The organism is Senegalimassilia sp., assembly GCF_977052095.1.
This window is the reverse complement of record NZ_CDRSTZ010000021.1, coordinates 1-18,913: the sequence shown is the minus strand read 5'-3', so window position 1 is coordinate 18,913 and position 18,913 is coordinate 1. Positions and strand designations below refer to the sequence as shown.

The following is an 18,913-nucleotide window of genomic DNA, read 5'->3' as shown; positions in this document are numbered from 1 at the left end:
CGCGGGGGCTCCCTTTTTGGTATGGGGGTGCATGGTGCGTTGCTGACGGCGGCCTGCATTGCGGCCGCGCTGATAAAAGAATGGCGCGCCTTCGGCGCTATCTATTTGGTGTCGAGCTTGCTCGACGCTACGAATTCTTGTCGCAAGCGTTTAGGGAATCGCGACTTTGTAAAGATTCGGGACCACACCTTGTAAGGTTGAGCGAAAGCTCAATCCAGCCAAAACAGCGTCGTAGGCGCGTTACACATGTAGAAAGCGACACTTTGGGGCAAAGGGACAGTCCCTTTGCCCCAAAAACGGGGGCCGGTGTTCACCGGCCCCCGTTGCGTCTGCGGCGCTTTGTTGTTGTTCGCTACGAAAGCGTAATGGGATATTGGCGAATCTCGTCGTAGGTGTTTTTGTCGCACAGCTCAAGCGTGCCCTTGACGTTCACAAGGTCGTCGATGCTTGCCACGTCGGCCTCGTCGAACTCAAGCCTGTCGTCGGCGCTCGTTCCCACGTTCAGGGACGTGAACAGGTACGGATCGACCATCTTGCTGTTCACCGAGAAGCTGTCGGTCAGGTAGGTGAGGCTGAGGTCCTGGTCGCTTTTGTTGACGGCCGTGAATTTGTAGCCCACGGCTCCGGTCCAGTCCTGGAACTTCGCCGTGATGGTGACGGTGATCAGGTCGTCGTCGATAATCGTCTCGTTCATGGGCTCTTCGGTATCATCGGAGATGCTGCTGGCGCTGGACGCTGCTGCCGAGCTTGCATCGGCGCTGGTGCTGGCCGTGCCGCGCACGAATACCATGGCTTCGCCGTCGGCTTCCATCGACAGCTTCTCGTCTGCCAGCTTTGCAACTACGGTGCTGCCTTCGATGGTCATCTCGGCTTCCGTGGCGCTTTTCGCCTTCCAGGTGCCTTCGATGGTTTCGCCGAGCATCGTGAACTTCAACGTTCCGTCATCGTTGAGGGTCAGCCCCACGGTCATGCCGAAGGCTTCAAGCATTGCCAGGTCGTCTTCGTTTGCGGTCTCTCCGTCGCTGGTGATGCTTGCCAGCTTCCAGTCGCCGGAGAAATTCTTGGTGTAATCGGTTTGCGCGCAGCCTACCAGTGCAAGGCAGAATGCAAGCAGCAGCGTGGCCGTTAAGGCGATGATTCTCGTGGTCTTCATGGTCTCTTCCTTTCTAGCTTGTTTACTTCCTACGGCAGATTTACGCTCCCACGGTGCCGCCGCAGTATTCGCAGCGTCCCGAGGCATCGGGCGTGGTGGTGGCGCCGCACAAGGGGCACGTTCGCGTTGCCGTGGGCGCGGAGGCGGCAACGGGCGCGGTGGCGGCTGCAGCACCGGCTTCGCGCGCCGCCGCACGCGCATCGCACAGCGCCGAGCGGATTTCCTGCGCAATGCGCTCGGCTTCGCGGTATTCGATAGAGCTGCGATGCTCGATGCGGTAGTCGTTCACCCTGAACGTGATGTTTTCGTAAAAGGGAAGATTTATGTGGATGGTGAGGTACACGTCGTAGTCGATGTCGTATCGTGGGGGCTCGTAGTCGTGCTTCTCGCCGTCAGAATCGGTCCAGTGCAGCTCCGTTTTCGTTTCGCGGATCTCGGTGTCGCAGCCGGTTACTTGGGAGAAGTCCAGCACATCGGGATTGGTGTTGCGCCACTGCTTGTTCGTGGCAACCAGGAAGCGCCCCGCGTCTTCGTCGAGCAGCACTTTCGTGCCGAAACCCAGCGTGCGCGTAGGGTTGAATGCTGCCACGCGGTCGGCGTTTTGCTCGCGCCACGCCAGTTGGTCGCGAATCTGGCTGACGCTTGAGCGCCGGCGATCGCTGAACCACGGCGACAGCTTCGCCGCGCAGTCCTTGCACAGGTTGCCGTCGTCAAGCTTACGGTTTCCCAAAAGGCCAATCTCGCCGCCGCAGATATCGCAGGTCTTCTTCTCGAACATTTTTCCGAATAGTCCCATGTCATGCCTCCTTCGCGCCGGATGCCTGCGCGCATCGTCTGTGCGTGAGTTCATGATGCCGCAGGGCGGTGCGTCGCAGAAGCGCCCTGCGGCCTAGTTTTGGCTGCGGGCTTAGGACTTGCGGCTTATGGACTGGGACGGCGGAGCGGGAAAGCCTGTTGCGGCGGGGCGGGAAGCCTATGGGGGGCGAGGTGCCAATTGCAGCGGGGCGGCAAGCCTACTCCTCTTGCGACCCCTTCGTCATGCTGGGCACGATAAGGCCTGTTGAAACGGCATGCACGGCAAGTCGCAGGATGTTGTCGTAGCCCGTTTTCGCAAGGATCTCGGAAATGTGGCGCTTCACGGTGCCTTCGCTGAGATAAAGCTCGGCGGCAATTTCCTTGCGCGTTTTCGTTTCGCACACCAGGCGCAAAATCGCCAATTCCGTGTCGGTAAGCTGGGCGGCGTCGGAAAAGATGCTCTGCTGCGCCAAGGGGAACGTGGAGTAGCCGTCCATGGTGGAGCGAATGATGCTCAAAAGCTCGGAGGTTCCCACGTTTTTGTACACGAAGCTGTCCACGCCGGCGTTGCGCGCCTGCTCGATGAACGTGATTTCGGGCATGCCCGTCATGATGATGACCTTCACGTCGGGCCGCGCGGCCTTGATCTTGCGCGCCGCGACGATGCCGCTGGAATCGTTCTCTGTGCACACGTCAAGCAACGCGCACGTGGCGCCAGATGTCTCGACGGCCTCAAGCGCCAAGGCGGCATCGCCAAGCGAGGCCACCACGTCGATGTCGCTTTGCGCGCCGATGGCGCAGGCAAGCGACTCGCGCAGCATGGCTTGGTCTTCAACGATGGCAAACTTGATCATGGTTGCTCCTTTCGGCCGGCTCCGTAAGGCTCCGCGCCGCTTTCGGCTGATAGGCGGACTATTTCTATGGTGAAGGGGTCAAACGACGCAACGCGGAATTCCAAGCCGGCGTGCTGAGCGGCCTGCCGCATGCCGGGTATCCCGCTGCCAGGGGTTATGGCGCAGGTGGCGCCCCGCCCGTCATTGGTGATGCGCATGGCTAAAGGCTCATCGCTGGCGAACAGGTGCACCTCGATGCGACGCGCCTGCGCGTGCTTGACGGCATTGGTAGTTGCTTCGCGAACGATGTGCACCAGCGCCTCGGCCTCTTCGGACGCCTTGGGCAGCGCGCCTTGAATCTGCACGGAAACGCCGGAAAGGGCGAACGCCTGCACGATGGCCTCAAGCTGCGCCGTGCTGTCGGGTTCCGCGGCGTCGTCAAGGTCGTCGATGATGCCGCGCGTCAGCCGCGCTACCTCGGCAAGCGCTTCGGGCGTGGGGTCGGGCGCTTCCAGAAAGCGGTGCAGAATGGACAGACGCTGCCCGATCGTGTCGTGGATGCGCGCTTTCATGGCAACGATGGCCTCGTTTCTTGCCACCTCCTGCACGTGGTCAAGCGAGTCGCGCAGCTCGCGGTTCGCGGCTTCAAGCAGGCTGTTCGTGCGCTGTATGCCGGTGTTGATCGATTCTTCCTCGGTAACGTCGGTGGCCATCAAAAGGCGGCAAGTGGTTGTGCGCAGGCTCACCGTTTCGCGTTTGAACTGCACCATCTGCTTTCCTGGAAGCTCGATGCGAGCCTCGTCGCGCGAGTGCGGCATGTTCTGCAGCTTTGCGAGGCCTTCGAGTTCAGTCCACAGCTTGCTGGTGTCGGAAAGATCGGTGGCGAACCCCAGCGCGGTAAGACGCGTGCGCATGACGTCGTTCATGTACAGGATGCAGTGCTTCTCGTTCGTCCAGATGATGCCTTCGGGAAGCTTGTCGAGCGCATCGATGAGGGAAAGCTTCGAGACTGAACATACCAGGTGGCGTATGTCAAGCAGCAACGATGCGCTGACGCGGAACACGAAGAACGCCGCGTCGGCGATAAGCAGGTAGATCGCGCCAGGGCCAAGCGCGCTGATGACGGGCGGCGTGCAAAGCACAAGAAGCGCAACCTCGAACGTCATGGCCGGCTTGCGGTAGACAATGGCAAGCGCCGCCCCCAGGCAGGCGATTCCTAGGCTTACCCACAGGATCGGCTCGATGGCCACGGTGAGGGTTCGAAGTCGAATGAGCATGTCGCCGTGGTTCGTGGAAGCCTCGCACGCAACGCAGCACGCCAATGCAAGGTGGCCCGCGAGAAACGCTTCGTAGGTTATGGCGGCCAGGGGCGGTTTGCCCGGCTTGCGGCGTGTGGCTAGGAAGGCCGCGTGCAGGGCCTGCCCCGAGGCAAGCAGGAAGAAGGCGGCGATAAGCGCAATAAGCACGGCGTTTGCCGAGGTCGAAAGGAAGTTCATGGCACGTCCTTTCGCGGAATGGGGACGCGCACGAAGATGCACACGCTTTCACCATCTTGCTCGAAGCGATGTGTCGTGTTGCGTTTGGCAAGGTTCGCGCGCAGCTTGGCCAGCGTTTCGACCATGTGCGCGCTTTCGATGGCGCTACTTGTGAGCATGGCGCGTAGCTCGGCGTTGTCTTCGTGTTCGTGAACGTTCAGCATAAGAACGGCGTCGTCGGCGGCGCTTGCCGCTGCGGCAAGATCGTACAGGCAGTCGTACAGGACGCTTACCACGCAGGCGTCAAGCGCGTGCTCGGTCTGCACGAACGCGGCGCAATCCACGCCGATGGAGCGCAGGTCGGAGGCGGTTTCGTTAAACACCAGCTGCAAGCGGTCGCGGTCGAACTCGGGATCGCTTTTCTCGGACACCACCAAGGCGCCTTTGCGCTTGCAATAGGCAACCAGCAGCTTTGCTTCCGTCAGCATTTCGTTGCGTTTGGCTTTGGCGTGCGGGGTGTTTTCGGCGGGCAGGCCGTCGACCAGCTGCTTGATGCGCAGGCTCTGGTCCTTCAGGGCGTCTTCAACGTCTGCCATCAGCTCGCGCTCGTTGCGCAGCCGCCACGCCTCGCGCTGCACCGCGGCTTCCCGCTCAAGCGCGCTGTTGCTGCGCCGCAGCTGCGCTTGCTGCTCCTCAAGCGTGGCGCGCCGCGCATCTATGTCGGAAACGTCTTGCGCAAGTAGCGCGCGGCCTCCGCTGACGGGGTACACCTTGAACAGCGTGTGCGCAACGCCGGTTGTGCGAAACGCCCACGATTCGGCCGGCAGCGTATCCGAGCGCTGCACAACGCGCGCGGCTTCGTTCGTTTGCGGGCAAGCTTGCTCGGTTTGGAAGACGATGTTGCTTTCTTCGTCAAGAATCTTCAGGTCGAAAGGCAGCTTGCGAAACGCGTTTTCGTACCATAAGTATGAGGGGAACAGCTTCACGTCGAGCGCAATCTCCAGCGCGGCTATCACCAAAACGCAGTACATCAGCGAGAAGTTCAGCGAAACCATGGCGATGATGCGCAGCGCATACAGCGCGCTGAGCGCGGCCCCTACGCCGGCGATCACGGCAAGGGGAACGAGCGCGATTTTGAGTTGCATGCGCGCCGCAAGGAAAAGCGTGGCGAAGAACGCGAGGTACAGCAGCACTTGCCAGCCGACGATGAGATAGTAGCCAGGCGCATAGCGGTAGCTGCCCGACCAGCTTGCATCGGCGAAGTCGAACACGAACACGACGTGGTGCAGGTTGTTGGTGAGCACCAGCGCAATGAGCGCCGCCGTTATGCCTGCGAAAACGCGCATTGCGCAGCGTGTGGCGGGCTTGTCGTCAAGCGCGGCGGCACGCAGCGCGCAATCAAGGCAAAGAAGGGGAATGACCGTCATGGGAATGTAATAGCAGTACCACAAAAGCGATTCGACAAGGTCGTTATCAAGGTGGAACTTCACCAGCACGGCAAGCATCCACAGCACGATAAGCCCGGCCACGCTTACCAGGTTGCGCGCTATTTTCGCATCGGGGCAGCGCAGGTAGGCGCTAAAGCCCCACGCGGCGGCTAGCGGCCCGAGCGCAATCATGTAATTCGATGACGAACGGCGGCTTGAAAAGGGGTTTGGCTCGGGGGCGGGCAGCGCGCCCGACGCCTGCATGGCACACAGTAAAAGGGCGAACGCGGCCGCAAGGGCCGCGGCAATGGCGAGCACCGTGCGCTTGGATATGTCGGCCGGGCGTTTCATGATGCCAGTATAGTTGAGCATCGTCTCATTGTTTTGGCCGCATGTCCCAACTTCGCGCGTTTGCCTGGGACACGCGGCCTGGGACAAAGGGACTGTCCCTTTGTCCCATTGGTGCTCGGGCAGCGGAACGCCCCCCTTGTGGCCGCTTTTCAAATAGGTGACGCGCCTTCGGCGCTATCTTATAGGTGTCGAGCTGTCGCTCGACGCTACGAAATCTTGTTGCGGGCTTCGATGAGATTGCGGCGTTGTCGGAGCTCGAGGCCTCGATTCGTAGGGTCGAGCGAAAGCTCAACCCAGCTAAAGCAGCGCCGACGGCGCGTCACTGCTTTATGGGCTTTGCCCCGCGAGCGCAAGCGGCAATGGGGCTGGTGCCAACGCAAAGAGGGCGGAGCATTTGCTCCGCCCTCGATTCGCCTCATCTGCAAGGGTTATCGCGGTCAGCTGAACCACGCCGTGCTCGTTGCGCCCCCGCTTCTTCCTTTCTCAGCATGGCCTTCTCGTGCAAGCCTCGCTCTTACGCGGCATTCTCTTCGCGCGACATGGCCTTCTCGTAATCCTTCGTGCCCACGAAAATCTCGTTCGTGTACGGGTTGCGGCCCAGCTTCTTGCTGCGGTAGGCCACGTATCCCAGTGCGGCGATGTTCGCGCCTAAGGCCAGCAGCGATACCACCAGGTTCACGTTCGGGTCGTTCACCGACTGCACGGCGAAGATGGAATCGTTCGCGAACAGGGGACACACCTGGCAGAACATGCACCACAGCGCCAGCGTGTTCGCGCGGTTTTGGATCCAGCCGCCCTTGTTCCACAGCATGCCGGCCACGGTGGGGGCCAGAAGCAGGGCCAAGCCGCAGTACCAGGAGTGCGTCGGCAGGCAGTTGTAGGTGTAGCAGAAGTTCCAGATGTCGTAGGAGATGATGAACACCCAGGTCATGTCAGGCCACAGCATGTCCTGCTTCTTCTTCGACACATAGATGCCGAACCAACCGGTCATGACGAAGATGTTCAAGATGCCCGCGATGCCGTTGAACACGTTGTGCCAGCCGCCGTGCAGCTCCACGCCCTCGGTAGAGATCCACGTGGTGCCGAACGCGCGCACGGCGGTTTCGCTTGTGTGCCTGCTGGTGGTGGCAAGTGGCATCCTGTCCGGCGTGCAGGTGGGCTCCATGTCGTCGAAGCTGCCGGGTGCCGGCGTGCTGCTGGTGGCGGCCGTGGTGTTCACGGCGTTCATCGGCACGCTGCTTGGAGCGGCGGCGCAGATGGTGTGCGCGTGCATGGCGCGCGCCGGCAGGCGCGCAAGCTGGAATCTGGTCGGCGCGGCCGCGGCGTGCGGCGCGGTGGTGATGGTGCTGACGGTGCTCACGTTCGCGGCCATCAACGCGGCAAGCCCGAACCTGGCAGCAGTAGGCGGCCTGTTCGCGCTCGACGCCGCCGTAAACGTGGCAATGCTGCTGGTAGCGGCCCGCTTCACAAAGTAGCAAGGTGTGAAAACTGCGCAGCATAATGCACGCGGCTCCATTTGACGTGCGCGCATAAAGCTCGGCAACGCAAAAGCCCCCGCCAATTTGTTTGGCGAGGGCTTTTCGCGCTTTGCGTGCGAATGGCGACGGGCTGATTGACTACTTCAGCGCTGAATCGGCGATCTGCTTGCCGGTTTTGTAGTCAACCCAGCCTTGCGGCATGCTCGCGGCGGCGTCGTTGTGGCATTCCGTGCACGCCATCACCGATGCGCGGTGCGACTTGTGGCAGTCGCTGCAGGTCGCATCGCCGTGATGGTTGCTGTGCGGGTTGAACGAACGGTCGGCCGTGACGTCCATCAGCTGGCTGCGCGTGGTGATGTCGGCGCCGGCGGCGTCGGTGTGACAGCCGCTCTTCAGGCAAAACGCCGCTTCGTCGGACGAATTCTGCCCCGAGTTCTCCATCAGCTCGGTGATCGATGTTTCTGCGAGCGGGTAATAGTAGTCGCCCGTGATGGTTTCCGCAACCTCTCCGATCTGCTGGCCAAGGGAGGGAACGTGGCACGACAGGCACTCCACGCCTGCCTGCTTGTGCGTGACGGCAAGCATCGAACTGGCATCGCTGACGTTGTTGCCCCACTTATCGACTGCCGGCGTACCTGGTTGCGCTTCGAATGTGTCCACATAGGTGCTCATGGGCGTGTGGCACACGCCGCAAAAACCCGGTGTGTTGTGCCACGTCCAAAAACCGATGCCGGCTACGATGACCACGGCAACGACGATGCCCGCGATCAGCGGTTTCTTGCTTTTCTTTGCTTTCGCGTTTGATGCGCTCGACGGCGTGTCCATGGCTGTCTCCTCTAGAAGTTCGTCTGCGAATATATGCTGAGCGCCCGGAGGGAAGAAAGGGCGCTCAGCGAGGGGGAAGCCCCGCATCTGCGGCGGGCTTCATGCCGGCGCGCAAGATGGGAGATAAGGATGTGCTACAGGCTTGCCACGTACTTGCCGGCCACGTAGCCCTGCGTGTGGGCGCGTCCAAGCGATAGGCCGGGCATCCACATGGTGTAGTCAACGCCTGCGAAGAAGTTGCCGGCAACGTTGCCGATGGCGAACAGACCGGGGATGGCCTCGTTCGTGCCGTCCTTGAGCACGCGCATGTGTTCGTCAACGTTCACGCCCGACACGATGGCGGACACGCGCACATGGCGATGGGTTCCATAGAATGGAGGCGTGTCGATAGGGGCCAGGTACTTGGCCTCTTTGCCGAAGTCCTCGTCCACGCCCTTGGCCACCAGCTCGTTGTAGCGCTCTACAGCCTTCTTGAAGGCGGCGGCGTCGGTGATGCCGAGTTTTTTGGCCAGCTCATCAAGGGTATCTGCCTTGAACGTGGCAATCTGGCCCTCGTAGACGCCCTTTTTCTCGCCGGGTTCCTCGGGCATATAGGCCTTGATGGCTTCCTGGTCGAACAGCTTGCCCGGCCAGCTTGCGGCCGTCTCGGTGTAGTTGTTGTCGAAGATTTGGCAGTAGTTACCTTGATCGGTTTCGCTGCGTAAGAAGTTGTTCATGATGGACATGCCGCAGGTCTCATCGCAGAAGCGCGTGCCATCCATCTTCACGGCCAAAAACGGCATGTCGCACATGGATCCCGGACCGGCATCGAAGTCATGGAGCATCTTGGTGTGCCCGATTTCCTCCATCGCGCCGCCTGCCCAGATGGCCATCTTGTGTCCGTCGCCGGTCTTGTTCGTCTGTTTGCGGCCGAGGTTCTTCAGATCAGGGATATAGTAGTTGACCATGTCGTCGTCGTTTTGGTAGTCGCCGGCGGCCAGGATGACGCCCTTCTTGGCGTTGAATTGGATGTTGCCATCGCTTCCCTTGGCGATGACGCCGGTGATGCCGTTCGAATCGCCCACCAGCTGCTTGGCCTCGGTGGAGTAGAAGAAATCCACGCCCTGCTTCTCGGCGTATTCCGCCAGGGCCTTCATGCCCTCGCCGGTGTTATAGGGCTTCGGGCCGAAATCGATGGAAAGGTAGTTCACCTCGTAGCCGTTGACGTTCTGTACCCCGGACGTCCATTTCTTGGTGGTGTCGGAAACCTGCGCGCCGCACTGCTGCGCGGTTTCAAACAGCCAGGTGATGGCCTCGCCGGAGTTCTTCGCCCATAGCTCAACCTGTTCACGCTTGGCGCGGTATTCGTGCTTGGCAAGCAGCGTGGATACCACGGCTTCGACGCCGGCTGGGTCGGACTTGTCAAGCAGGATACCGGTTGCGGTGTTGCCCTGCGAGATGGCGGTGCTTTCCTTCTGGATGACCGCGACGCTTGCGCCTGCCTGCTTGGCGGTGATGGCGGCGGGCACGCCAGCAGCACCTGCGCCCACAATCACCACGTCGTAGTCCTTGGTTTCCTTGATGTCGGTGATGGCCGCCGGCGCATCGAGGAAACTCGGCAGCCCGGCGCGGCTGTGGCCGGCTGCGGTGGTCGTGCCTGCGTCTGCGCCGCCCTTTGCGGCTTTGGCATCGCTGGAAGCCGAAGATGCGCTCTTGGGCGCACATCCGGCGAACAGCGAGGCGCCGGCGACGCCCGCAGCGGCGATGCCGCTCATTTTGAACAGGTCGCGGCGCGACATTTCCTTGGACATGGTTACTCCTTTCCTATGGAGGCCCGAGCCTGCGCTTGGCTTAAGGCGGGGCCTGGCAACGTTCCCCTTCCTTGCAATTCCCCGTTGCCGTGTCTTCACCGTATCTTCACAATCGCGTCGATGCATCGGCCGGCTTCGTTATTCGGGGGGCTATTTCTATAACCCTGTCGGATAACCCACTTTTGAACTGGGGAAATGCAATTGCTTACTTCGTCTACCGACTCGGCAGGCGAAGCGCCTTCGTGTAGAATGGAAAGCGGGGGAGAGGGTTTAGCACAGCGTATAACCCTCGTGGAGAAGAGGGATGTGACGGGATATGACAAGAATCGCAGCCGCGAAGGAAGCGGGGGAGGAAAACGACGCGCCTCAGGCACGCCGCCGGTTGAGGGGCCTGTATGCACCCATTCCGCTGGCGTTTTTGGGTCTGGGCGTGTACCGCGCGTGGATCGAGATTACGTTCGTCGGTTCGTTCGTGAACTTCCCGGCGTTTTCACTCTCGACGCGCGACCTATTCGATTTTAGTGCCGTCGCCGAGATGGTACTGTTTGTTTTGCTGGCCCGCAGGATCGGGCCGCTGTACACGAAGCGCTGGCCGTTCGCGTTGTGCGCGGCGGCCATGCTCGCTTCGACGGTGTTGTTGTTCGCCTCGTTTTTCGCGCCGGGGCTGGCAGGGTCGCTCGGCGTGGTCACCTCGGTTGCTGGCGGCGTGGGGCTGGGCCTTATCATTTTGATTTGGAGCGAGCTGTACGGGTGTTTGAACCCCATTCGCGTGACGCTGTATTATGCGGCGTCGCTCGTCGTCGGCGCGCTTATTATCTACTTATATATGGGGTTGAAGATGCCGTGGCTGTTCGTCATGACGGCGCTTTTGCCTATCGTGTCGCTTGCGAGTGCGCGCAAGGGGTTTGCGCTGCTGCCCGAGGGCGAGCGCCCGCAAAAGGCGTGGGTGAGCATTTCGGTGCCGTGGAAGATCATCTTGCTCATGGGCTTTTTCGCGTTTTCGTACGGTATCGTCGAGGCAAACGCCTACCAGGGCTATTTCGGCCCGCATTCCTCACCGGGAACGTTCGCGGTATCGGGCGTGGTGCTGCTCGGCGTGCTCGTTAAGCGCGACAAATTCGATTTCAACACGTTGTGCCGCATCGCGTTGCCGCTGACGGTGGTGGCGTTGTTCTTGATTTCCGTACTTGGGTTCACTGACGACTACCTCAGCGGATTTTGCGTGGCGGGTGGCTACACGGCGTTCTCCATCCTCATCATGGTGCTGTGCAGCAACCTGTGCTATCGCTACGGGGTATCTGCCATCTGGCTGTTCGGCATGGAGCGCAGCTTGCGGCTTGTATTCATGTTCCTGGGGCGCTGCATGTACGAATACGGGTCGGTCATCACCGTCGGCTCAGTGCGGGGGACAACCATCGCAAGCGGCATCGCCATTCTGGCCGTGGTGATGGGGACGTTTTTCCTGCTGTCCCAAAAGGAGCTGTCCAGCAAGTGGGGCGCATCGTTTTTGGTGGGGCCCGAAGGTAACGGGGAGGCCGTGCGCAAACAGGAGCTTGCCGATCGCTGCGAGCTTTTGGCCAAACGCTTCGGCCTGACGTCGCGTGAAACGGAGGTGCTCATCTTGCTTGCGCAGCGCAAGACCGTCGGCATGATCGAGCGCGAGCTCTACATAGCCAACGGTACGGCAAAAGCACACGTGCGCCACGTGTACCAGAAGTTCGACATCCACTCCCGCGAGGAGCTGTTCGATCTACTCGGGGTGGACGGCCTGCAGGAAAACGTTGAGGCGAAAAACGCTGGTTGATGCGCTGCGGGTGCCGGTAGCGCCGGGGCGGCGTTTTATCGTTCCAGCGGGCGCAGCTTTCCCAGGCTGCTGAGGCGCTCGGCCTCTTCGCGGCGTTGCAGGTCGGCCATCACCACGTGCCCGGCGCGCGCGATGTCGGCGCACTTCTCGGGCGTCAGGCGGCTCCACAGGTACTTCGTGGCCACGCGGTCCACGCCGGCAAGCACGATCTGCTGCATGCACTCTCCCGCATCGGTGGTCACCACGTACACTGCCTTGCGGTCGTCGGGCGAGCTCATGCGCTCCACCCAGCCGCGCGCCGCAAGCCGGTCGGTGGCCCGCACGGCCGTGGCGCTGGTCAGCTTCAGCTCGCGCGCCACGTCCACGATGCGCATGGGATGTCCCACTTCGCCCAATCGTTGCAGCACGCGGCACTCCGAAAACGTGGCGCCGTCGCACGACTCGGCAAGCGCGTGCTCCATGCGTCGGCGCAGCACCTCGAACGACGCCAAGGCGCGCGACGCGAAGAACTTGCGCGACATCTCGCGCGAAAGCGGCGGCTCGATGGTGGCGCCGGCCATGACGGCGGCCTCCAGGATGGAGCGAAACGGCGCCGTTTGCGTGGGGAACAGGCGATACAGCTGCGCGATGATGGCCGTGTTCGCCCGCTCGATGTGCGCGATGCCCGCCTCAAGCACGCGCACGGCCGACCCGCGCCGCCCCGGTGCCGCCACGCGCTGCGCGAACCCGGCGTCTTCAAGCGTGTTCACGGCGTGCGTCACCACGTTGGGCTTCAGGTCCAAAATCAGCCCCAGGTCCTTCTGCGCGATGGCCTCCGGCTCGGCGGCGGCAAGCTTCACCAGCACGCGGTACTGCGTGCAGTTCAGGCAGCTAACCTCGTGCAGGCCCGATTTCAGGCCTTCGTGGGCCAGTTCGAAGGCCACGAAGAACGCGGAATCGAGCACAAGCCGCTCGTTTGCTTGCCGTGTGGACGTTGGTGCCATGTCAGCCTTTCAGTTTCGCTACGTACGTGAATACATCGTACTCTATTTCGCCCCACCTGTGGCCTTTTGTCCCGCATATGTTGCGAACCTTTCCATAATCTTCGCCGCTCGCTTCGAGTTCGCGTATCTGAGCCGGCGCATGCGGAAAGCGAAAGGGATTTGCTTTTGCCGGGGAAGGCGGCGAAAGCGGCGGCTGCGGGGTTGCTCGCTTCGCCCGTTCGCTTTTTGGCGGCGCTCGGCGGACTGCAGGCAAGCCCGAGGCTTCCCAGGCGTTTTGCCACGGCGTTGCCTCGGCGCCGCGGCTCGTGCCGTCGTGCGGGCGCGGCGGTTATCGGCTGCCAAATTTCCCCATCTGCCAGGTGCTTTGCCAAGCTGGGCGCTATACTGTGCACAGGCGGAAAACCTCAAGCGCAAGGAGGCCACCATGAACATCGTTCACCGTGAAGACCAGCAGCAGCGCGAGCACGTGCTCCTGTCGCCCGACGCCGCGTTCTCGGACGAAACGGAAGGCCGCGCGCAGTCGGCGCAGCCCGACTTCCTGCGCACGGAATACCAGCGCGACCGCGATAAGATCTTGCACTCGAAAAGCTTCCGACGCCTGTCGCACAAAACGCAGGTGTTCCTTGCCGCCGAGGGCGACCATTTCCGCACGCGGCTCACGCACACGCTTGAAGTCGCGCAGATCGCGCGCACCATCGCCCGCGCGCTCGGCCTCAACGAAGACCTCACCGAAGCCATCTCGCTTGGCCATGACCTGGGCCACACGCCGTTCGGCCACACGGGCGAGGCCGCCTTGGCCGCGTGCCTGGCGCGCCATCGCGGCATCGACCCGGCAAGCGCCCAGGCAGCGGCGCAGTACCGCCACAACGAGCAAAGCCTGCGCGTCGTCGAGCGCATCGAGAACGGCGGGCGCGGCCTCAACCTCACGGCCGAGGTGCGCGACGGCATCCTGCACCACACCGGCCCCGTGCGCGCCGACACGTTCGAGGGCCGCATCGTGGCCACGGCCGACCGCATCGCGTACGTTAACCACGACATCGACGACGCCATCCGCGCCGGCCTGCTCACCGAGGCCGCGCTGCCCGAAAGCACGCGCCGCGTCCTTGGCCCCGACCATTCCAGTCGCATCGAGCTGTTGGTCCGCAACATGGTGGAAACCTCGGCGGCCGCCGACGACATCATGCTGTCCGCGCCGGTGTGGGACGCCATGAACGAGCTGCGCAGCTTCCTGTTCGCCAACGTCTACACCGCCCCGCAGGTGCTTGTGGAGGTACAGAAGGCGAAATGCCTGGTGGCACAGTTGTTCGACTACTACGTTGCCAACATCGGCGAAGTGCCCGAGGAATACCGCGCCATCTCCGGCGGCGATGACCTGCAGGCCGTCACCGACTACATCGCCGGCATGACCGACCGCTTCGCCACCGCCACGTTCAACCGCCTGTTCGTTCCCCGCGACTTCATGCGCTAAGCGCGTCCGCGCCGCAATTGCAACCCCTGTTTTCGGCGTGCGCGAACGGCTATAATCAGGCGGCTATGAAACTCTCAAACGACATCCAACCGGCGGTGCAGGCCGCCATCCCCATCGTGCTGGGCTACATTGCCATCGGCATTCCCTGCGGCATCCTTGAAGACTCCATCGGGCTGAACGCGGTGCAGGTGTTCTTCCTGTCCTGCATGTTCTATTCCGGCGCCGGCCAGTTCATGATCCCGAACATGTGGCTGGCGGGCAGTCCCATCGCGTCGATCGTGGCCAGCGTGTCGCTGGTGAACACGCGCCAGATGCTGTACTCGGCGTCGTTTGCGCCCATGTGCGCCAACGAGCGCAAAGGCCTGTCGTTTCTGTTCTCGGCCACGGTCACCGACGAAAGCTTCGGCGTGAACATGGCGAACTTCGCCACGGGAACGTGGAACGTGCGCCGCGCCACTGTGGTGAACCTGTGCTCGTGTGCGTCGTGGACGCTGTCCAACGTTGCCGGCGTGCTTATCGGCAGCGCGCTGGGCATTCCGCTAGCCATCGCCAGCTTCGCCATGACGTCTATCTTTATTTGCTTACTGGTCACGCAGAAGGTCACGTTCGAAAACGCCGTGGCTGCGTTCGTTGCCATGGTGGGCGTGTTCTCGTGCAAGGCCGTCGGGCTGGCCGGCCCCGCCATCTTGGTGGGCGCCGTGCTTGGCGTGGTGGCCGCCATGCTCGTGTCGCAGGTGCGCCGAGGTCGCGTTGCCGAGGCTGCCGCGCTCGACGCGCAGGTCGAAAGCGCGCAGGCGGGCGAGGCGAATGCTGCCGATGCGCGGGCTCGCTCTTGCCAGGATGTCGATCTTCCGTGCGGTAATCCGGCCGACGTAAACGCCGCACCTCGTAATAGCGCGCAGGCGGGCGAGAGCGCGCAGGAAGGCGGTGAGGGTCGATGAGCATGCAAGATTTCGCCATCGTGTTCGCAACGTGCCTGGTCACCATGCTTATCTGCCGCTGCGTGCCGCTGTTCGTCCTGAAAGGCCGCCAGCTGCCTGAAGGTTTGGCGCGCGCGCTCGGGTTCATCCCGCCGGCCGCGTTTGCCGCGCTGGTTGCCAACGACTTGCTGTCCCCGGGCATGTTCGACGCGGGCCTGTGGCCTGCGGCTATGCCGCTTGCGGCAGCGGCCGTCGTCGTGGCGGTGGCATGGAAGACGAAGTCGCTTCTGTGGTGCGCCATCGCCGGCTGCGCCAGCTACGCCGCGCTCGCATTCTTCTTCGCCCCCGGCCTGTTCTAGTGCTGCGGCCTCCTGCGCAATGCGGCGTCTTGCGGAAACGAGCGCTTGCTCGCTTGAATTATTCTCAAAGCTAACAAGGAGACAGGGCGGTTTGTCAACTATTTGCTTCAAGCGCCAGGCGTCGGGCGACCAGGCGGCACCAGTCCTGCCGTCCGCTATTCGCGCTTTGCGCATGGTTGCCTTCCCCAGGTTCCGCATCGCGCGCTCCGCTTCCTTCGCTATCCTTCGCTGCACCTGCGCAGATTGCGGAAATTGACGGGGAATGGGGGAACATCCTTGCGGCTTTGCTATAATCACGGGTCGTATATGTGCTAATCGGGAAACCGGGCGGCCTCACCGCGCACGTTTCGCGTCAGGCGCATCGATAAGGCGCCTACCTGAAAAGAAAGAATGGGGACATTATGAGCGAACTGCTTTCGCAGCTGATCACGCCTGAAATCCAGATGGCGTTCACCGTTGTGGTGGTGCTGCTGGTCATCCTATATATCCTGTCCATCGTATGGGTTGCGCGCGACGCGTACCTGCGCGGCACGTACTGGTACGTGTGGGGCATCGTGGCGCTCGTGCCGCTTGTCGGCGTCATCGCGTACTGCCTGCTGCGCCCGCCGCTGCTGCTCATCGACCGCGACGAGCAGGAACTGGAAGTTGCCCTCAAGCAGCGCCAGCTCATGCACTACGGCGAATGCGCGAACTGCGGCTATCCCGTCGAGGCCGACTACGTCCTGTGTCCGAATTGCCATCAGCGCCTGAAGAACCTGTGCTCCCACTGCGGCCACGCGCTTGAGCCGTCGTGGACGGTATGCCCGTACTGCGCCAGCCCCGTTGCCGGCCAGCGCCAAGCCCGCCGCGCCCCGCAGCCCCAAGCGCAACAGCGCGCCCCGCGCCCGCAGCGCCCGGAATAGTGCGAACCTCCGCAAGCAAATCGCGAGCCGCCCACGAAGGCGGCTCGTTTCGTCTTAATGGGACAAAGGGACAGTCCCCATGTCCCATTCCGGATGCGAAAGCGCCCGCTTGCGCAAGACGCTTGCCATGCAAAGCCTTCGCCATTTGAAACCTCTGGCGCTTAAGGTCGGGCCCGCCATGCCGAACCGCCCCAAGCGCTTCCGCCCGCTGTTGCGTGGTGCTTCTATGCGCGCGCGGGGTAATTCGTTCCAAAACAACCCGGTTACGGTAGGATGAAGGCCGTTGCCGTGGTGTACTATACGGTAACCGCAATACACATGCTGCGCAGGCGTTTTGCACCTGCCCGGCCCCAAGAAAGGAACGTATCATGGAAATCGTTTTGCCCGACGGATCGAAGAAAACGCTCGACGCCGGCGCAACCGTCGCTGATGTGGCGGCTTCCATCGGCGCGGGCCTTGCGAAGGCCGCGCTCGCCGGAAAGATCGACGGCGAGCTCGTCGACCTGACCGCAACCGTGCACGACGGCGCCGCCGTGGAGATCATCACGGCGAAAAGCCCCGAGGCGCTGCACATCCTGCGCCATTCCTGCGCTCACATCATGGCCGAAGCCGTGCAGGAGCTCTACCCCGGCACGCAGATCGCGTTCGGCCCCGCCACCGACGACGGCTACTTCTACGACTTCTTGCTGCCCGAGAACATCTCGTCCGACGTTTTCGGCGCCATCGAGAAGAAAATGACCGAGATCATCAAGAAGAACGAGCCGTTCGTGCGCGAGGTGGTCACCGTCGAGCAGGCAAAGGAAATCTTCGCCGACCAGCGCTTCAAGCTTGAGCACATCGATGACCTCACCGACGAGGAGATCACCATCTACCGTCACGGGTCGTTCGTTGACCTGTGCTCCGGCCCGCACATTCCCTCTGCCGGCAAAATCGGCGCCATCAAGCTCATGAAGCTTGCAGGCGCGTACTGGCGCGCCGACGCCAGCCGCGAGCAGCTGCAGCGCCTGTACGGCACGGCGTTCTTCAAGAAGGCCGAGCTGGACGAGTACCTGCACAACCTCGAAGAGGCCGAGAAGCGCGACCATCGCAAGATCGGTCGCGAGATGGACCTGTTCATGATGCGCGACGAGGCTCCCGGCTTCCCGTTCTTCCTGCCCAACGGCATGCTGCTGAAGAACACGCTGCTTGAGTACTGGCGCGAGATTCACCACAAGGCCGGCTACGTGGAAATCTCCACGCCGCTGATCATGAACCGCCATTTGTGGGAAACCTCCGGCCACTGGGACCACTACAAGGACAACATGTACTCCACCACCATCGACGACGAGGAGTACTGCATCAAGCCGATGAACTGCCCGGGCGGCGTGCTCGTGTACGCATCGAAGCCCCGCAGCTACCGTGACCTGCCCATTCGCGCCGGCGAGATCGGCACGGTGCACCGCCACGAGATGCGCGGCGCGCTGCACGGCCTGTTCCGCGTTCGCTGCTTCAACCAGGACGATGCGCACCTGTTCGTGCGCCCCGACCAGCTGACCGAGGAAATCGTGGGCGTCGTGCGCCTCATCGACTCGGTGTACCAGCAGTTCGGCTTCAAGTACCACGTCGAGCTGTCCACGCGCCCCGACGACTCCATGGGCTCCGACGAGGATTGGGAAGCCGCCGAGAGCGGCCTGAAAACCGCGCTTGCCGAGCTGGGCATGAACTACGAGCTCAACGAGGGCGACGGCGCGTTCTACGGCCCGAAGATCGACTTCCACCTGGAGGATTCGCTCGGACGCACGTGGCAGTGCGGCACCGTGCAGCTTGACTTCCAGATGCCGCAGAACTTCGACCTGGAATACGTCGACCACGACGGCACGAAGAAGCGCCCGATCATGCTGCATCGCGTGTGCTTCGGCTCGGTGGAGCGCTTCATCGGCATCCTCATCGAGCACTACGCGGGCAAGTTCCCCGTGTGGCTGGCCCCCATGCAGGTGAAGGTCCTGTGCGTGTCCGAGAAGAGCCGCGACTACGCGCACCAGGTTGCCGCGAAGCTTGACGAGGCCGGCATCCGCGTGGCCGTCGACGACCGCGACGCGAAAATCGGCTACAAGATCCGCGAGGCCCGCAGCATCGACCGCGTGCCGTACATGATCATCGTGGGCGAGAAGGAAGCGGAAGAGGGCACCATCTCCGTGCGCGACCGCTCCAACGAGACGCACCCGTTCGCAACCGACGAGTTCATCGCGAAGGTGCTTGAGGAAACCCGCACGCGCGCATAAGCGTTTTTGCGGATGATGTGGCGGGCCCGCCCGCGGTTAGCCAGGCGGGCCGCGTTGGAGGGAGGGGGGGCCGAAGGGTTCGTGGCGCG

General features: G+C 62.3%; 16 protein-coding genes. 7 read left to right on the top strand and 9 right to left on the bottom strand.

Annotated elements, in window-relative coordinates:
- Positions 1 to 352: 352 nt before the first annotated feature.
- From ACWI6D_RS05495 to ACWI6D_RS05470, 6 genes are all read right to left on the bottom strand, one after another.
- On the bottom strand, positions 353 to 1,153 hold the full coding sequence (locus tag ACWI6D_RS05495) for a hypothetical protein (RefSeq protein ID WP_449133959.1): 801 nt from the start codon (positions 1,151 to 1,153) through the stop codon (positions 353 to 355).
- A 40-nt stretch (positions 1,154 to 1,193) separates the two neighbouring features.
- The gene (locus ACWI6D_RS05490) at positions 1,194 to 1,949 is read right to left on the bottom strand and encodes a DUF4428 domain-containing protein (RefSeq protein WP_449133958.1); all 756 of its coding nucleotides are present in this window, start codon (positions 1,947 to 1,949) and stop codon (positions 1,194 to 1,196) included.
- 217 nt (positions 1,950 to 2,166) lie between these two features.
- Positions 2,167 to 2,802 carry a response regulator transcription factor gene (locus ACWI6D_RS05485; RefSeq protein ID WP_449133957.1) on the bottom strand — a complete coding sequence of 212 codons (636 nt, stop codon included), beginning with the start codon at positions 2,800 to 2,802 and terminating at the stop codon, positions 2,167 to 2,169.
- Positions 2,799 to 4,277 carry a sensor histidine kinase gene (locus ACWI6D_RS05480; protein WP_449133956.1) on the bottom strand — a complete coding sequence of 493 codons (1,479 nt, stop codon included), beginning with the start codon at positions 4,275 to 4,277 and terminating at the stop codon, positions 2,799 to 2,801. The genes ACWI6D_RS05485 and ACWI6D_RS05480 overlap by 4 nt, the downstream gene beginning before the upstream one ends.
- Positions 4,274 to 6,055 (bottom strand): hypothetical protein, encoded by a 1,782-nt coding sequence (locus ACWI6D_RS05475; protein WP_449133955.1) that lies wholly within the window; start codon positions 6,053 to 6,055, stop codon positions 4,274 to 4,276. Before ACWI6D_RS05475 ends, ACWI6D_RS05480 begins: the two co-directional genes overlap by 4 nt.
- A 493-nt stretch (positions 6,056 to 6,548) precedes the next feature.
- Positions 6,549 to 7,130: a DUF5692 family protein gene (locus tag ACWI6D_RS05470; RefSeq protein ID WP_236648277.1), complete on the bottom strand. Its 582-nt coding sequence runs from the start codon at positions 7,128 to 7,130 to the stop codon at positions 6,549 to 6,551.
- On the opposite strand from ACWI6D_RS05470, the gene ACWI6D_RS05465 reads away from it, so the two are divergent.
- The gene (locus ACWI6D_RS05465; RefSeq protein ID WP_449133954.1) at positions 7,111 to 7,509 is read left to right on the top strand and encodes a hypothetical protein; all 399 of its coding nucleotides are present in this window, start codon (positions 7,111 to 7,113) and stop codon (positions 7,507 to 7,509) included. The two genes, ACWI6D_RS05470 and ACWI6D_RS05465, sit on opposite strands and share 20 nt — an antisense overlap.
- 141 nt (positions 7,510 to 7,650) lie before the next feature.
- On the opposite strand, the gene ACWI6D_RS05460 is transcribed toward ACWI6D_RS05465, so the two are convergent.
- A complete protein-coding gene (locus tag ACWI6D_RS05460) occupies positions 7,651 to 8,337 on the bottom strand; it encodes a cytochrome c3 family protein (RefSeq protein WP_449133953.1) in 687 nt (228 codons plus the stop codon).
- A gap of 134 nt (positions 8,338 to 8,471) precedes the next feature.
- Positions 8,472 to 10,127: an FAD-binding protein gene (locus ACWI6D_RS05455; RefSeq protein WP_303251306.1), complete on the bottom strand. Its 1,656-nt coding sequence runs from the start codon at positions 10,125 to 10,127 to the stop codon at positions 8,472 to 8,474.
- 316 nt (positions 10,128 to 10,443) lie between these two features.
- Between ACWI6D_RS05455 and ACWI6D_RS05450 the strand changes: the two genes are divergently transcribed.
- A complete protein-coding gene (locus tag ACWI6D_RS05450) occupies positions 10,444 to 11,931 on the top strand; it encodes a response regulator transcription factor (protein WP_449133952.1) in 1,488 nt (495 codons plus the stop codon).
- A 35-nt stretch (positions 11,932 to 11,966) separates the two neighbouring features.
- On the opposite strand, the gene ACWI6D_RS05445 is transcribed toward ACWI6D_RS05450, so the two are convergent.
- Positions 11,967 to 12,875, bottom strand: a complete 909-nt coding sequence (locus tag ACWI6D_RS05445; protein WP_449133951.1) for a MarR family transcriptional regulator — start codon at positions 12,873 to 12,875, stop codon at positions 11,967 to 11,969.
- Between the two features lie 463 nt (positions 12,876 to 13,338).
- On the opposite strand from ACWI6D_RS05445, the gene ACWI6D_RS05440 reads away from it, so the two are divergent.
- The 5 genes from ACWI6D_RS05440 (at position 13,339) to thrS (ending at position 18,824) form a co-directional block, all read left to right on the top strand.
- Positions 13,339 to 14,382, top strand: a complete 1,044-nt coding sequence (locus tag ACWI6D_RS05440; protein ID WP_337368523.1) for a deoxyguanosinetriphosphate triphosphohydrolase — start codon at positions 13,339 to 13,341, stop codon at positions 14,380 to 14,382.
- A gap of 65 nt (positions 14,383 to 14,447) precedes the next feature.
- On the top strand, positions 14,448 to 15,323 hold the full coding sequence (locus ACWI6D_RS05435) for an AzlC family ABC transporter permease (RefSeq protein ID WP_288285505.1): 876 nt from the start codon (positions 14,448 to 14,450) through the stop codon (positions 15,321 to 15,323).
- On the top strand, positions 15,320 to 15,661 hold the full coding sequence (locus ACWI6D_RS05430; RefSeq protein WP_302718346.1) for an AzlD domain-containing protein: 342 nt from the start codon (positions 15,320 to 15,322) through the stop codon (positions 15,659 to 15,661). Before ACWI6D_RS05435 ends, ACWI6D_RS05430 begins: the two co-directional genes overlap by 4 nt.
- A gap of 401 nt (positions 15,662 to 16,062) precedes the next feature.
- Complete coding sequence (locus ACWI6D_RS05425; RefSeq protein WP_129424442.1) at positions 16,063 to 16,563, top strand: zinc ribbon domain-containing protein; 501 nt, start codon at positions 16,063 to 16,065, stop codon at positions 16,561 to 16,563.
- Positions 16,564 to 16,931: 368 nt separating this feature from the next.
- Positions 16,932 to 18,824 (top strand): threonine--tRNA ligase, encoded by a 1,893-nt coding sequence (thrS, locus tag ACWI6D_RS05420; protein ID WP_449133950.1) that lies wholly within the window; start codon positions 16,932 to 16,934, stop codon positions 18,822 to 18,824.
- Positions 18,825 to 18,913: the final 89 nt, after the last annotated feature.

Coding starts and splice junctions, on each gene's coding strand:
- ACWI6D_RS05495 (WP_449133959.1), bottom strand. CDS start 1,153: ATGAAGACCACGAGAATCATCGCCTTAACGGCCACGCTGCTGCTTGCA.
- ACWI6D_RS05490 (WP_449133958.1), bottom strand. CDS start 1,949: ATGGGACTATTCGGAAAAATGTTCGAGAAGAAGACCTGCGATATCTGC.
- ACWI6D_RS05485 (WP_449133957.1), bottom strand. CDS start 2,802: ATGATCAAGTTTGCCATCGTTGAAGACCAAGCCATGCTGCGCGAGTCG.
- ACWI6D_RS05480 (WP_449133956.1), bottom strand. CDS start 4,277: ATGAACTTCCTTTCGACCTCGGCAAACGCCGTGCTTATTGCGCTTATC.
- ACWI6D_RS05475 (WP_449133955.1), bottom strand. CDS start 6,055: ATGCTCAACTATACTGGCATCATGAAACGCCCGGCCGACATATCCAAG.
- ACWI6D_RS05460 (WP_449133953.1), bottom strand. CDS start 8,337: ATGGACACGCCGTCGAGCGCATCAAACGCGAAAGCAAAGAAAAGCAAG.
- ACWI6D_RS05455 (WP_303251306.1), bottom strand. CDS start 10,127: ATGTCCAAGGAAATGTCGCGCCGCGACCTGTTCAAAATGAGCGGCATC.
- ACWI6D_RS05450 (WP_449133952.1), top strand. CDS start 10,444: ATGACAAGAATCGCAGCCGCGAAGGAAGCGGGGGAGGAAAACGACGCG.
- ACWI6D_RS05440 (WP_337368523.1), top strand. CDS start 13,339: ATGAACATCGTTCACCGTGAAGACCAGCAGCAGCGCGAGCACGTGCTC.
- ACWI6D_RS05435 (WP_288285505.1), top strand. CDS start 14,448: ATGAAACTCTCAAACGACATCCAACCGGCGGTGCAGGCCGCCATCCCC.
- ACWI6D_RS05430 (WP_302718346.1), top strand. CDS start 15,320: ATGAGCATGCAAGATTTCGCCATCGTGTTCGCAACGTGCCTGGTCACC.
- ACWI6D_RS05425 (WP_129424442.1), top strand. CDS start 16,063: ATGAGCGAACTGCTTTCGCAGCTGATCACGCCTGAAATCCAGATGGCG.
- thrS (WP_449133950.1), top strand. CDS start 16,932: ATGGAAATCGTTTTGCCCGACGGATCGAAGAAAACGCTCGACGCCGGC.